Genomic DNA, 15282 nt, shown 5'->3' with positions numbered 1-15282 from the left:
TTCTTTGGACACGCTGATTTTTTGACCAACCCATTTTTTGACCAACCGCTCGCTGCCATCTCTTTCAACGTTTCCAACGGTGCCGTCCAACTGATCCATTGATTTGTGTGCGTCGGCTACGGTAGTTGATCGAACGTGTAGAACGGCAGGTTCAGCTCCTTCGCTTTGCTAAAGATCTGAGTCAGTGCTTCGGGAGTCACGAAGTGGCCTCCGTCGGGTTTCGTCGCGCAGATGCGGTGCGCGTAGAATACGATGATTTCGTTGTTCTCTGCCGCGCGGATCAACGCTGCGTCGATCTGCTCGAAGGTGCGATCGGGACGCGTGGGAGCGTAGTCGATGCCCTTTGCGATCAGGCAACCTTGCTGGTGAATCCGGCTGGCTGGAACAAAGAACGCATCGACATCGCAGAGGCGCTGCCCGTCGGCCACGTTCTTGCCGGTCCGCAGGTGTCGAAACACCGTTAACAATGTCTCGTCCGTGACGGCGTCGTTGCGGCTCATGGGATAGGCGAACGACGTCGGAGTGACTCCCGCAGCTTGGAACGCTTCCAACTGCGGGTGAATCTCATTCCGCAGAAAAACGGCTGGTGAATGATCCTGACAGTACTCGACGGCTTTCAGATGATGCACACTGTGCGAACCGATCGCGTGACCGTGGCTTCTGAGCTGGCCGATGGCTTCGACTGCCTGTTCGTCAATCTTGCCGCTGATAAAGAACGTCGCGTTGACACCGAACCGGTCAAACAACTCAATCGCATTGACCCAATCGTCGAAGTTTCGGTCGTCGAAGGTCATCACGACGCCGCCACGATCGACGTCAAACACCGATGATCGAGGTTCTTCGCCAGACGCATCAGGTGACGAGCAGGTCGCAGCCAGCACTGCGACGACAACGAACACGAAATGTTTTCGGTTCATGTCCATTCACCCGGTTTGCCGGAGAACTTGGCTTTCACCAAGTCACCAAATTGGGCGCAGGCGTCATCGATTTCAGTCAGGAGTGCTTCCATTGATTGGCCGGCCGCGCTACGGGCGGTCGGGATCATGGTCTGGCATTCGAAGGAATCCATGCTGCGGGCGGCGTCCAACAGCCTGGGCGTGTCCTCCATCGGCACGGCAAGAAACCCGTGCTTGTCCGCGTGAATCAACGTTCCCGGTGTGATCGGCGTGCCGAACGCTTCGACGTCGCAGCCCCATCGAACCGGGGTGCTATACGCATGCCCGACGCTCAATCTGCGGGCCAACGCTTTGAAGCCTGCATTGGTCATTTCATCGACGTCACGAATGGAACCGTCCACGATCGCCCCGACACAGCCGAGGGCTCGATGGATGTTGCTGTTCACTTCACCCCAAAAGGCACCGAAGGTCGCCGGTTTGTCCAGATCCTGCACGACAACGATCTTGGGTCCCGGCATCGACGCCACGTAGCGTCGGTATTCGCTCCACGCATTGGTGTTTGCCGTCTTGTGATCGGGGTTGCCCGGTTCGATCACGACCGTCACGGCGTAACCGATCATGGGGCCCATCTGTGGCATGAAGTCGTGGGTTTCTTCAAGGTTGAAACACTCCCGACCGGCATCCCGCGCAGTGATCTGTTCCCAGCCGTTGTAAATGGTGGGCGTATTCCAGCGTTTAAGTTCCAGCAGATCCGCGTGACTCAGCGGTGGAGGAGTGTCGTTCATCGGGCGAGTGTCAGCGATTGTGCATCAGGAAGTCAGGGAGGACGCGACAAGTCAATGCAGCCAGGTCAGTGCTGACTCATGCGACGCTGGATCTCTTCGTCGTCGACGTCTTCGATGTGAGTCCCCAAACACCAATCGTATCCGTAGGGATCCGTCAGCGTGACCATGCGATCGCCGTAAAACTGATCGGCCAATTCTCGCTTGACAGTCATCCCGGCATCGATTGCCTGCTTGGCCATCGAATCGACGTCTTCCACGTACAGAGTCAGTGTCAGTGGACAGCCGCCGAGTGACTTTGCACCTTGGAAACCCCAATCGGGATTCTCTTCGGCCAGCATGATGCGAGTCCTACCGATGATGACTTCGGCGTGACCAACGTCACCCGTGGGCATCTTCAGCACGGTGCCTTTGCGACCGCCAAACGCACGAGCGTAGAAGTCGATCGCTTCCGCCGCGTTCTGCACGATCAGATAGGGGATGAAACCTTCGCTATTGGGCGGAATCTTTTGAACGGTCATCTCGGAAGCTCGCAGTGGTAGACGGTGGCATCACTGCGACATTGTCCCATCGCAACGTTGGTGCGTCAACGATCACGGGCTTCGCGTCCGGTTCGATTGCTTGTGTGGTCAGAAAATGAATGGGTCAAAAGATGGGTTGGTCAAAAAATGGGTTGGTCAAAAAATGGGTTGGTCAAAAAATGGGTTGGTCAAAAAATGGGGGCAACAAATGGGATGATCAAGATTTGGGGCGAGGAATGGGTGGGGCAAGACTGTAGGTGGGGCTGCTGCAACGCGTCTGGCGATCGTTTGCATTTCAAGCTTGCACAAAAAAACTCCCGGCCAGTTTTCGTGGCCGAGAGTTTTGATTGATCGTCCGTTGCGCCGAATCGGCGACGGATTGGTTTCAGACTATTGATTCAGTTGTTCCTGAATCGTTTCGCGTCCAGCTCGGGTTCCGAGAGCGCCCCAAAGTCCGTAGGGACTTTTTGAACCCGGTGACGATGTAATATCGGCAGGCGCCAGCCAAACCATTTCGTGGTGCGAGTCTCCGGCTTCGATCGAGTCGGTGATAAAGACCACCGCGCCATCGCCCATCAAGATATGAGCGCCGCCTTGGTGTCGACTCGATGGCGGGAACATCCCGGTTTCGCCGACGCTGCTTCCCCCGCCGATCGGCGCGTTGGGGGGAAGGATGGTGTGGCAGCCGCTGAAGTTTGGGCGAAAGTCGGCCCATTTGAAACCTCGGCCGTTGGTGGAGTTTTCGACCGGCGTGGTCGGAGCCCAGAATCCCGGATTATCCGGATCGATTTGGTTGTTGTCGATGCAATAGCTCGGGTTCAATCGGATCTCGTCGGGAGGATTACCGTTCAGGCTTTGGATTCCGCGCGTATCGCGATCGCTGAGGTCGGTCAGAATCTCCCCAAACGCGATGGTGTTAGAAAGTCCGTCCAGGATGTCACGGAACTTCGAGGATTTGTGGGCCACGAACGTTCCGCGGTTGGCTGCAAGTGAGCGTTGAACCCAAGCGGTCGTCGCGACCATTTCACCTCGGGTCGTGTGGTGCTGTTTCGAGCCGCGGATCGACCAATCGATCGAATCGCCCAGGCAGGCGGCGTAGTTGGTCCGGCCTTGACCCGGCAGGCCGACGCCGGGATCGCTGGGGCATCGCAGCATCGGGAGTTCGGTGACCCAAGGGCGGTACTGAATGAATTCGACAGTTGGTCCCATCGGAGGCCAGGCCACCGAGAGCGGCGTGTCGGGGTTGGTGGCGTCAACGTAGCTCGGGTTTGAGATCTCATCCCACAGTGCTTGTTGCTCCATAAACGGGGTCAAGCCGACCAGGGCACTCAGCCGCCAGGCATTCGAGTCGCCGTAGTTCGTCCACCAGTCGGTGGTCGCCGAGACGACTCCGTACGGTGCGGCTCCGCCGTCCGGGCTCCCCGTGCCGACTCCGTGAATCGGCAGTTGTCGATAGGCGCTATGGTAGTTGTGGATCGCGAGCCCCAACTGTTTGAAGTTATTGCTGCAGCTCATCCGGCGCGCAGCCTCTCGTGCTGCTTGCACCGCAGGCAGTAAAAGTCCGACGAGGATGCCGATGATGGCGATGACGACCAATAGTTCCACCAGTGTAAAACCGTGGTTCGTCCGAGCGGGGCGTTTCATAGAAAGTATCTCAGTTGGAATTGCGAACGTGAATTCGAGTGTGAACAGAACGAACCTTTGTCTTGGTCAACAAACGTCGGCGTCGAAGCAAACCCTTGAATCGATGAACGCCATGTCTGAACCAAAGATCCGCGTCTGTTGGGTGTGCACTGAGTACTTCCCGGGCGGACAAGTGATTGCTTGAACATCGGCATCATGAAGGATCGATCGTTTCGAGCCGGACCCTGTCGTCAAGGGACCAAAGTTTCAGAAGATGTCACGCGAGACTGCAAGATGCCCGTCTCGGCCGCCTTGGTGATCATCCTAGACCGATCGCAACGTGGGTTCTTGTCCGTGTGCGCGTGTCGGTCGATGAATTGCGCACAAAGAACTGCGCACAGAGAACCCGGGTTCGGACCCGTCATCGTGTCGATGCCAGGGGAGGATGACGGTCCGGCTCGGGGGATGGTGCCGGGCGTTTGGTCACGGTGTTGGATGCCCGGTGGCTTTGGTGATTCCGTTTGGATGCACCGGCCGGGGCCACGGAATCACAGCAGTGGCAGAATCCACAACGCCAAGCGGTTCATTCCGGCAGATAAGCTTTCATTCGATCGATTTCCTCTTTTCCCGTAAGGGTCGCGACCTCGGTGGTCAGCATCGGGTACCTCCAACGATAGTACTCGGCCAAGTCTTCACACAGTCTCAGAGCGGTCTTGGCGTATGCCGAGTTGGGCCCCGGCGTGTCCAACCGGCTGTGTGAACCCGCCACCAAGATGATTGCTTCGGGGGTGCTCTGCTCTTGAAAATATTCCATGTCCAAGCCTTGCCGGACACCGGCAAGCACGCGATTTCCATCGACCTGCGCATACCCAAAGAAAGCCCGCACGTACACGTTCTCGATCTTTTGGATGCATCTGGAATAAATGAAATCCCCCATCGGTGGTCCGATTGCCTGGGCGACCGCGGCAGCATAGGCGGACCCGGATCCGCGTGTCCCACCCCAGCGTTCCAGTCGCCAAATCATCACTTGCAAATGCAGCATGTCGTCGTGCGGGAATCGTTCCAGGTAGTCACGAATCTCGTCATAGGTATCGTCGTAGCTGAATGACAAGTCGCGAGCCGCGTCGACGAAGTATTGGTAAGCGACGGCGGGAACATCGTCGATCGGTTGCAACTTGTGCCACGCTTCCATCGCCATCTTGTTTTGCGATTCAAACGTTTGCCAGCCGTTCTCCGACACGGAACTGGACCAGCCATTGCCCCTGGCATTCCAGGCTTTCGTGGTGCAATATCTCATCTTTGCGGTCAGTGCGAGTGGTGACTGACGATCGCCCCACTCGGCGAAGCCCGCCAAACGTTTTTTAGTCGCGTCGAGGTCTGCTTCGGTGGCGTGATCATTTTCAAGAGCCTGTTCGGCGAAGAACCACGCCATGGCAATCTCCTCAACGAGCACCTTGTAGATTTGCTCTTTGGTCCGATTGAATCGCCGTTCAGGGAGAGCTCGAATCACGGCGTGCAACGCTTCCAAGTGATCGAACTGATTCTGCCGTGCCCAATTGCGCACGAGTTCCCCAAGGTAGTACAGACCTTGAGGGGCGTTCACGATGCGGGCGTAAAGGTCAATGGTCTGACCGTCATGGAACGCGATGACGTTACCGCAAGCGGCGACCACAGGTTTTCGATCGCCGAAACGTTTCGTCGGCGTCGGCCGCCCAAACGAGCGTGCGCCAAGGATGGCGTCATACATCACTCGCTCGGTGCCTCCGTCGGGCAGCGGGCGGTCAGCGAAACAGAGTTGTGTGCGGTGTGAGTGGGATTGATGAAGGTCGATGACGTCCACGATGTCCCAGTAGATCGATACCGGCCAAGTCTGGAGATCATTTCCGGGAGTGTTCGGGTCGTTGGGACGGCGATGACACGCATTTTTCTCGATCCACAAGTCATAGCCGCGCGAACAACGCATCATCAACGGTTCGCCAGGATCGGTGAGCGGGACGTCGAAATCGTAGTCCAACGCCCCTCCCACGAGCTTGAACACGCGGCCGGTCTGTTCGTCATGCCAAGCCGCGATTCGGGTCGCCTCGGGAGAGATGGCTGGCATCGGAAGGCTCACGTCGACCTCGCCGATTTTCGCCGCGGTGGCCAATTCCGGGTCGGTCAAGTACAGATTGCCCGCTTGGTCAACGACCGCGGCATGACCCGTTTCGGCTGCCACGCTGAGATGTTGAATGCTCTCGTTCAACGTTTTCGTTGCGGCAACGGAGGCGGTCGTGCAATCGACCAGATGAAGTTGTTTACCGGCGGCGACGATCATTCGAGAGTCCGAGCCGTCCGCTTGCTGCCCGAAAAAACCGACGTGGACTGCGCCGGCACCTGACGTTGGCAATGCAAGATGTTGAAACTTGCTCGCATCACCGGGTTCGTCCAATTCCGTCGGCGGCGTGCCGGGCAACGCCCACCACGGTCGCCACGGCAATCTTGAAATCCAAAGTCCGTTGTCGCCACCGACGACCAAGTGTCGTCCCGTCTTGTCCAGCCAAACCGTTGGGTTGGAAACGTCGGGCGGCATTGCAACACTCTCGCGGAGCACCGGTTGCCCGTCCTCTTCACCGAGGGCGAGTCGTGCCCATGTCAACGCTTTGCCGGTCAGGCCACTCGATGCGACCATCCAAGGGGCCGGTTGCTGGCTCGACTTTGCGTCTTCTATCCGCTTCTGATTTTCTTTGAGAATCTGATCGGCGATTTCGCCAATCGCTCCCGGCTTGATTTGACGCAGGAACCCACAGTCGGTCGGTTTGGTGGCTTGCCATTCGTCTTCGATCACCGGCCAGCGGTATTGGTTCGCAACAGCGGGCGCGGCGACCAGCGTTTCGCCCGCCGGAACTGAAAAGTGTTGCTCCGTTGTCACCGGTTCACAGCCTGTCAATGAGATCACGGCGATTGCCAACAGGCAGCATTTCGATAGACACTTCATTGTTCTTCCCCCTCTACTAAATTGTCGCTGTCGTCAACGGATTCAACCGCGGAGTTGATCGAACGGAGCAATTGACCGAGTACAGAACGGGCTCCCGGCCCGACCGGCGAGTTGGGAACAGCGACGGTCCCGGCTGGGGAATTCATACCGGGGGCGGGGCGGAAAAACTCGGGTGACCAGTCGGGACGCTCGAATTCGCTTGGTCCGTCCTCGTCATCTGGGTCTGCGTAGACCGCAAACCCCCGCGGGTCGTAGCCCAGCAGTTTCCGCTCTTGCGGCTGGAACCAGGTTTCGTAGGCATCACTTTCCATTTTCAGCCGGTTCTCGGCGCTCAGTTTGGTAATCAATGCCACTGTCGCGTCGACCGGCGAAAGTCGAAACATCAGCGACGGGTGGGATCGGAGCGCCGGTACGATTTCCGACCAGTCAGCGGTCGCGCCGGTGAGATCGAGTTCGGTCAAGTAATCGGATTTGTCAATGATCGCCGTCAGTCCGCCTGGTTCAATCGTTGCACCGGCAAGTTCCACTCGGCTCAGATAGTCGAGCGGTCCCATGGCGTCAATCACCGATTGATTGATGGTGACGCCGCCGAGGCTGACGGAAGTGAGCCCCGGGCTCTTCTTGAATTCTGGCAATGAACGCACATCGATCTCGTTTCCGCCGAGCAGCAATTGTGTCCAGCCGCCTCGACTGATGATCCGAGACGTCGTCGCGGCCGAAAGTCCACAATCTCTGAGATCCAAATCAGTCAGGGTCGCGGGGATGTCCCACTGTTGAAGCAAGTCGTTGTCCAGAGCCGCCCCCGGAAGGGCAAGCTGCTGGAGCGATCGAAGCTGAAGGACGTCGTTGAACGCTTTGGATGATGCGGATGGATAAGCGACCGTCAGCTTCGTCAACGCCTGAGCTTTCAACACCTCCGAGACGTTTTCGTCATTCATCCCCTCGCCGCCTCCGATAAACCACTCCAATCCGGCGACACCACTGATTCGGATTTTCGAAAGCGGGCTCAATACCGCCAAACCGGGAAGCTGAGACGCGGCTTCCACATGCAGGTAATTTCCGACCGGACTGAGGACCAGGGGAGTCCGAAGTTCCGGCACGTTGATCAACCGCAATGCAGTGATTTGTGATTTCTTGTGCTGATCAAAAACGATCGTTTCAAGTTTGGGTTGATTTTCAACCCTGATCGCGTTGATGTTCGAATTGATCTGCAGCGATTTAAGGTCTGCGACTTGGGCGGAGATTGAGTTGACAAACCCGACACCGACCTCGGCGTTCCGCACGTCGATGCTCGTTGCCGAAAGTTTTGCGATCTGGTCGGCCGCCTGTTTCGTCAGCGCACAGTATTGAAAGTCCAGTGATGCGATCGCGGGGTTTCCTTCCAGTGGGGAAAGGTCGACCTTGCGAAGATCACATCCTCGCAATGTCAACAGCGGCGGCCCGTTTAACGTTCCGAACTGGTCGATCACTCGTTGGCTGCACTCCGAGCTGATCGCCGGGTCATAGTCTGGGTCCCCGACTCCAGGGACGATCATGCTGGTTCCGGCCAGAGACTCCATCGCGTCGCAGCCTTCGATTTGGATGGTTTCTAAGTCTTTGACGTAAAACGAGAAGGACTCGATCTGAGGGATCTCTTTCAACGTACAGTTGCGAACCCACGCATCAACCGGCATCTGGTCATTGTCAGCCATTCGGGTTTGCAGGTTGTGGTATTGCACTTTGATGGTTGCAAGTTTTGGCAGACGTTGTAGATCGAGGTCGACCAATTGAAACGAATCGAAACCGAAGTACTCCAGCTCGGGCATGTCGTGCACCGAGATCTGCAACAGGCTCGAGTTGAGTGGTTCGTCGAGTGATTGAAACGCGAGGCGCCGCAGTTGTGGCCAAGATTCGAGCTGGATTTCACCACCGGTTCCCGTTCTCGGTCGAGAGAGGACCAGCACTTCCAGTTGGTTCTTCAGTTCGCAATCCTGCCAAGCCTGGAACGGGATCATCGTTTCCATGGCCATCAGCCGTGAGAGTTGCGGAAGTTTCGCGAAACGCGGAAGCGCGTCCCCCGCAAGATTGGTATGCGAAATGTTGAGTTGCCGAAGCAGCGAACATTCAGTCAATGCCAAGACGGTTTCCGCATCCAATTCGGTACCGGCGATGCGAAGATCTTGCAGATAACGCATCGAGGGCAGGCGGCTCAACGGCTTCTGGTCGTACTGGCCACCACCGACCCGCAGCGCTCTCAGGTAGGGCAACGTGCACATCAACTGCAGTTGTTCGTTTGTCGGCTCTTGGAGATCGACAGCCGTTGTCCTCAGCCAGATCGTTCGCGCCGACGCGGGGACCCATTCGGTCAAAATCGCCGGCATGTACGACTGCCGCAAGACCTGCCCGTTCGTGGCCAGTTGATCGGCAATGACTTGGTCGGCTTCGGACTGTCGGACCAGCCATCGCCAATAGCCCATCGCCGAGGCGATCAGCGTGACGACAAACAACAAATCGGCGAGTGAAACTCGATTGGACTTCCTCACCGATGGCCGCAAATAGAACAATAGGATGGCCAAACACGCGAGCGCGATCGCCAGATTCCAGGCCAGCGCGCGGCCGTACCATCGGACTTGATCGGGACCGTTTGCAAAGGGATGGCGAATGTAGTAGCGAAACGGCCATCCCGCTTCGACCGGGTCGATGGCTTGCAGCCCGTCTTCGGTTCGAAAACCGAAGTCGAATGGCAACTCGGACCACTTTGCCGGGGTCGAATAACTGACGGAATACTGAAACGGCCAGTTGGCCGCGACCAGCACCGAAATCACGACCGCCGATGCGATCCATCGGGCATGGGATTGCCGACCGGGTGTGCCGCTAGGCGATGAAGCCTTCTCTGGCGGTGGGGCGTCAGCGCTCGGGTGTTCGGCGGACGACGGGGACGCGGAAAGCTCGCGTTCTGCCCGTAAACGTTTGGAAAACACCGCAAAGAAGCGTTTCAAAGCGTTCGGTTTGCCGGTGGCGGGGGCCGCTGTTGTCCTTTGTTTGTCGGATCTCTGTTTGTCGGATCTCTGTTCGTCGCCGCCGGACTCACCGCTGGTCTGCTCTCCACGAGCAGAATTCGTCTTCTCGGTCACTGCTAGTCTCTGCTTCTCTTGCCGCCGTTTTCCATGCCGCTACATGGTTAGTGTGTATCCACCCGGAGTATACACGGTTCGGCGGTCGCCGTTGCAGAGGTTGCTTCAAATCGTGAACCGATGTTTTCGAGCGGCCTGACAGGTGCACGAAGCAGCCAAACGGCCTCACGCATTCGCAAGCGAAGCATTCGTTCGAAGGCGTCTTGAGACGGTGAGTGCCGGCATCACGCCATGCGTCGGTTCAGCCACTACCGCGGGCCGCGGGGAAGATGCTCGACCAGGTATCTGGCGATCAGCATTCGGACATGCAATTCCGATCCCTTGCCTTCGCGAAGGCCGTGGTCACGATTGGGATAGACCATGTAGTCGAAGCGTTTGCCGAGTTCGATCAACCGATCCACCAGCCCTTCGATGATCTGAATGTGCGTGTTCGTTTCGCCGGAGCCCGTGACGATCAGCAGGTCGCCCTTGAGGCCTTCGGCGAAATGGAGCGGAGCCGACCGCTCGTAGCCGTCCGGGTTGACCTCGCGGGTCCGCATGTAAATTTCCTGGAACCATGCGTTGTACAAGTGTGGTTGGGGCTTGGGGACGACGGCGATTCCGACGTGGTAGTCGTCGGGCTTGCGAAACATGGCGTTCAAGGTGTTGGACCCTCCGCCGCTCCAGCCCCAAATTCCGACCCGCGACAGATCGACATACGGTCGTGTGCGGCCGAGTTCTTTCAGCCCCGCCGCCTGGTCTTCCGTCGAAAGTGGTCCCAAACTGCCGAAGATCGATCGTCGCCATGCCGCGCCTTTGGGCGCAGGGGTGCCGCGATTGTCGATCGAGACGACGAGGTAACCGAGGTCGGCGACGACTCGATGAAAGTGATTTTGAGCGGCGCCCCACTGGTCCAGTACCGTCTGCGCGTACGGCTCACCGTAAACATAGATAAAGACAGGGTACTTTTTCGATGCATCAAAGTCCTTCGGCTTGATCATCCAGGCATCCATCGAGACACCGCCATCGATTTCCAGCCGGATGAATTCAGTCGGAGGCGTCATCAGTGTCTCGGCCCGATCGCGCAGTTCACGGTTGTCTTCCAGCACGCGCATCACCTTGTGTCCTTCCAATTCGACCAAGTCGACGACCGGCGGTTGGTCGATCGTGGAATAGGTGTGAAAGGCCCATTTGGCATCGGGAGAAAACTCGTAGTCGTGCGTCCCCGGTTGATCGACGGGTGTGATCCGCTCCAGCGTTCCCGAGCCGTCGAGGGGGACTCGGTACAAGTACTTTCTCGGCCCATCGTCCGGTGCGGCGTAGAAGTAATACCAACCGCCCGGTTCATCGACGACGGTCCGATCAATGATGTCGTACTCGCCGGGTGTGAGCAGGGCCAACGCTTTGCCGTCGCGTGAATAGAGGAACGCGTGGCGCCAGCCGTCTTTTTCGCTGATGACGACGAACGCCTGGCCGTCCCGAACCCATGTCAGACCCGAGTTCTTTCCCTGGCTGCCCACCGCCCATGCGGAATTGGTTTCGCGAAAGATCTCTTTCATCGGGCCATCGACGCTTGCCAACAAGAAGACTCGTTCGTCGCGAAAACGACTCTTCTTTTCGACCAGCACTTCGTCCGAGTTTCCTGCCCAATCGACTTGCCCGAGATAAAAGCCGTCTGGGCTGGATTCGATCGGCAACCATTTCAGTTCGCCCCCATCGATTTCGACAACGCCGACGCGGAGCGCGTTGATTTTTTCACCGACGCGAGCAAAACGCCGATGTCGGACACTCGGATAGGAGGGATCGTCTGGCACCAGCATCGGGCGCATTCTGACGTCGGTCGCGTCTGACTCGATGAACACCACGCGTGTCCCGTCGGGGCTCCATCGGGGATCTCCAATCGAAATGTCTCGATCGGGCGAACGTTGCGTCAATCGGGTTCGCTGATCCGTTTTCAGATCGCGGACGAACAGATCCTGATCTCGAATTTCCAGGCGGTACTTGCCATCGGGTGACGTCAATCCCCGACGGGACGGTTGCGACGTGGCCGGCGATTGGACTTCCGCGTGTTCGCCCGTCCGGACGTCATACCGCAGCAACCGCGATTGGTCGGAATTCGGATCCTGTTGATGAACGGTGTAACCCGAACTGTCGGGCAACCATTTGCCCTCAAAGTCTTTCGCCCGAAATTGCCCCTTCTCGTAAATCGCTTTCAGCCGTGGTTCTGCTTCCGAGACCCAGGCTGAATCGTCGGCGGCTTGTGCCGGCAGTGGACCGAGTCCGATCGCAGCACTTGCAATCAGTGAGAAAAGCGTGACCGGGAATCCTTGTCTCGGCATCATGGGAGATCGCTCGCAGTTGGGGCCAATGGCTGATAGGACGCAGGACCTCGGCGAGCGAGTGAAACGGAGTTGATTGATGCGTTTCACCCGTCCCTCGGCTGCCTTCGCCCGACATCGTAGTCGCTTGGCGGCGCGTCTTCTTGTTCGTGCGCACGCGTCCATCGGTGATTTGCGCACATCGCGACGTCATACATCGTCATCGACGGGGGGGCCAGGCGATGGCTTAGCCGTGGTTCGAATGATCCGATCGGCCGTTTCCGTTGCTCGTGCAGTGCTCGCTAAGGAAGTCGACCAGCCGGTTCGGTGCAAAAGGTTTCATCAGGAAGATCACCGCCTGGAAGCTCGCCAGCTGAGCCAGGACGTCTTCGTCACGATGTCCGCTGATCACAACGGTCGGGACGGCGGTTCCTTCTTCGGTGAGTTGGGTCAGCAGATCAATTCCGCTCATTTTGGGCAGTCGCAGATCCAGCACCATGCCGTCGATGGTGCCGCTAAAGTTCCCCAGCAAGAATTCTTCGGCACTTGCGACGCAATGGGTTTCAAATCCGAAGGCTGCCAGCAGCGCCCGGACGGAGTCTTGGACGGCGGGGTCATCATCAACAATGCAAACTTTTGCTTTCGCAACATTCATCGGCGGATTCTCCGCTTAGTGGCAGCACCACGAGAAAGACCGTCCCGCGACTGGTGGATTGTTCAACGACAAGTGATCCCTGATGGGCTTCAACAATAGAACGTGCAATGGCCAAGCCCATGCCCATGCCTTCCGGCTTCGTCGTGAAAAAGGTGCGAAAAACATCCTGTGTGTCGTCGGACTCGATTCCGTTTCCGGTGTCTTCCACGCGGATCTCGATGTGGTCGGGTGTCGACGCGGTGGCAATGGTCAGTGTCCGCCGGTTGTGTTCCACCTGATCCATCGCCTGAATCGCGTTTTGCAACAGATTCATGAGGACTTGTTGGAGCTGCACTTGATGGCCAAAAACGGTCAGAGAGTCGGCGTGCAAGCGAGTGTGCAGCTCAATGCCATGGGCGCGAAGGTCTGGACCCATGATGCCCAATGAACTTTCGATCAGCTGATGAATGTCGGTTGGCTGGTTGTCGCCTGGGCTGGGTTTGAGCAGACGTCGGACACCGCGCACGATCTCGGCGGCACGTTGCGCCTGGCCACGAACCTGTCCGGCATGCTCACGGATCGCTGCGGTCTGGACGGGGGTTTCCGAGGCAAGTTTTTCGAGGACAAACGCGTAGTTGGTCGCCGCCGACAGGGGCTGATTCAATTCGTGGGCGATGGAGGAAACCAATTCGCCCAGCAGATTCACCCGGCTGGCGTGAGCCAGCTTGTCGCGATGGTCCTTCAACTGTTTTTCGATGCGCCGTTTCTCGGTGATGTCTTCGGTGATGCTTAGCACATGGACGGATTCGTCGGATCCGTATCGAATGGGGACCTGGCGAGTCGTCATGAAGCGATGCTGGCCCTTCAGTCCGACGATCTCAAATTCCAGACTGTTCGGTTCGCCGCGCAGGACCGCTTGCGTCGCTTTGACGAAGCGTTCGCGATCTTCGTCGACAATCACATCGAAGATGCATTTCCCCAAAACCTCTTCACGATCCGCTTCCAGCATCCCAAGTCCGGCAGGGTTGATATCCACCAGACGCCCCTCGCGATCGACCAGTTTGACGCACTGGGGTTCGGAATCAAAAATCAAGCGGAACCGACGGTTGCTTTCCAAAATGCTGGTCATCGCCTCGTCACGCAGCTGATCGTAGGCATGAAAGCGACGGAGCAGTAGCCCCAGCAGCGTCGACGACAGAACGGCAAACACAACCCCCAGCACGATGCTCTCCGTCCGGGTTCGGTTCCACACCAGCGCGGTGTCCAATTGCGATTTCGCCAAATCGATCTCAAGTTGGTTTTGCAGCATCGAGATGGCCTGGCCGAATTGATCAACGTCATGTTCCAAGGCGTGGAAGTCAATCGGATCAACGGCGCCGGTTTGGTCGTACCCATCCATCGAGCGTTTGCCGCTCTCGGCGATGTGCCGTTGATGCTTCAGGACGCGATCGAATTGAATTCGTGAAGCTTCATCCAACGCCGACTGATGAATGAACGATTGGGAAATCTGTTCATAGTCCGCGGTCCAACTTTCGAAATCCCGTTTCTCGGCCTCGTCGCCGGAGATGACGTACGCAAAACACTCTTGAACGGCATCATGGGTTCTGCTGCGAAGATCCACCAATCGACCGACCGATGGGACCCGGCGATTGTTCGTTCGAGTCGCGCTGTCGACGCGCAAAAACAAGTGCACGCAATAGGTCGACGCCAACAGCAATAGTCCCGCAAAGGAAATGATCAGCAATCGAGAATACGCAGATCGGGGAGCTGTTAATGCTTCGTTGATCATTCGACCGGCCGCCGTTCGATTCGCAAAAGGTGGCTGTCTCGGCGCGTGATCGGCGACTCGCTTGTGCGGGACGCTAGAGTTCGAAACGCTTGAGGCGGCACAGAGAAACGCTGTCCGATTATGGACTGCGACCTGTCGATCGCCAAGGGTGGTTTGCCGGTACCACGAAAGTACCGGCCTCGGTCATCCGCCCCGGTGCTAGATGGCGTGGTCACGACACTTGCGCTCCTCGCATTGCGTCGTTCTCACCCTCACGGGCCGGCTGATTGAATCAAGGGGCTGAAATCGACGCGTTGGGCGTGGCATGACCGATCAGCAACCATCACTCCGGTTGATTTTCGACCAAATACGTCGTCGCGCCGATCGTGACTTTCGTCGTCGCGATCGATCGCAAATAGCGATAGACAGGTCGTTGTCCCAGTTCCAGCTCGTAAACCGCAGTGATTTCCGGTTGCGGAGGGTTTTGAGGCAGGAACATCCCCACGAGGTGCGAGAGTGTGGAACGCTGAGCGGCTTGGACCGGCGATTTGACCAGCACGATCGCGGGCTGGTCTTGGCAAGCGTCGGCACGTAGCCCATCCAAAGGGCCACCGAGAAACTCGATAATCGAAGCACGATCTATGTACACGGCAACACCTCTGCTACGCGTTTTA

At 57.6% G+C, this 15282-nt stretch carries 10 protein-coding genes; all 10 read right to left on the bottom strand.

Going from position 1 to position 15282, the window contains the following annotated elements; genetic code table 11:
- Nucleotides 1-116: 116 nt before the first annotated feature.
- The 10 genes from TBK1r_RS11375 to TBK1r_RS11330 all read right to left on the bottom strand — a co-directional run bounded on the left by TBK1r_RS11375 (nt 117) and on the right by TBK1r_RS11330 (nt 15257).
- Complete coding sequence (locus TBK1r_RS11375; RefSeq protein WP_419581233.1) at nt 117-917, bottom strand: polysaccharide deacetylase family protein; 801 nt, start codon at nt 915-917, stop codon at nt 117-119.
- Nucleotides 914-1681: an RraA family protein gene (locus tag TBK1r_RS11370; protein WP_145210261.1), complete on the bottom strand. Its 768-nt coding sequence runs from the start codon at nt 1679-1681 to the stop codon at nt 914-916. The genes TBK1r_RS11375 and TBK1r_RS11370 overlap by 4 nt, the downstream gene beginning before the upstream one ends.
- A gap of 65 nt (nt 1682-1746) precedes the next feature.
- On the bottom strand, nt 1747-2199 hold the full coding sequence (locus TBK1r_RS11365) for a VOC family protein (protein WP_145210258.1): 453 nt from the start codon (nt 2197-2199) through the stop codon (nt 1747-1749).
- 390 nt (nt 2200-2589) lie between these two features.
- Nucleotides 2590-3843: a DUF1559 domain-containing protein gene (locus TBK1r_RS11360; protein WP_145210255.1), complete on the bottom strand. Its 1254-nt coding sequence runs from the start codon at nt 3841-3843 to the stop codon at nt 2590-2592.
- A 562-nt stretch (nt 3844-4405) separates the two neighbouring features.
- A complete protein-coding gene (locus TBK1r_RS11355; protein WP_145210252.1) occupies nt 4406-6796 on the bottom strand; it encodes a hypothetical protein in 2391 nt (796 codons plus the stop codon).
- A complete protein-coding gene (locus TBK1r_RS11350) occupies nt 6793-9909 on the bottom strand; it encodes a hypothetical protein (RefSeq protein WP_145210249.1) in 3117 nt (1038 codons plus the stop codon). The genes TBK1r_RS11355 and TBK1r_RS11350 overlap by 4 nt, the downstream gene beginning before the upstream one ends.
- Before the next feature lie 248 nt (nt 9910-10157).
- Nucleotides 10158-12227 carry a S9 family peptidase gene (locus TBK1r_RS11345; protein WP_419581555.1) on the bottom strand — a complete coding sequence of 690 codons (2070 nt, stop codon included), beginning with the start codon at nt 12225-12227 and terminating at the stop codon, nt 10158-10160.
- Nucleotides 12228-12453: 226 nt separating this feature from the next.
- Complete coding sequence (locus TBK1r_RS11340) at nt 12454-12861, bottom strand: response regulator transcription factor (protein WP_145210243.1); 408 nt, start codon at nt 12859-12861, stop codon at nt 12454-12456.
- Nucleotides 12827-14584 carry a sensor histidine kinase gene (locus tag TBK1r_RS11335; protein ID WP_419581232.1) on the bottom strand — a complete coding sequence of 586 codons (1758 nt, stop codon included), beginning with the start codon at nt 14582-14584 and terminating at the stop codon, nt 12827-12829. The genes TBK1r_RS11340 and TBK1r_RS11335 overlap by 35 nt, the downstream gene beginning before the upstream one ends.
- A 367-nt stretch (nt 14585-14951) precedes the next feature.
- On the bottom strand, nt 14952-15257 hold the full coding sequence (locus tag TBK1r_RS11330) for a hypothetical protein (RefSeq protein WP_145210237.1): 306 nt from the start codon (nt 15255-15257) through the stop codon (nt 14952-14954).
- Nucleotides 15258-15282 lie beyond the last annotated feature (25 nt).

Origin of the sequence: Stieleria magnilauensis (assembly GCA_007753675.1) — a bacterium.
GTDB lineage: Bacteria > Planctomycetota > Planctomycetia > Pirellulales > Pirellulaceae > Stieleria > Stieleria magnilauensis.
This window is presented reverse-complemented; position numbering and strand designations above follow the sequence as displayed.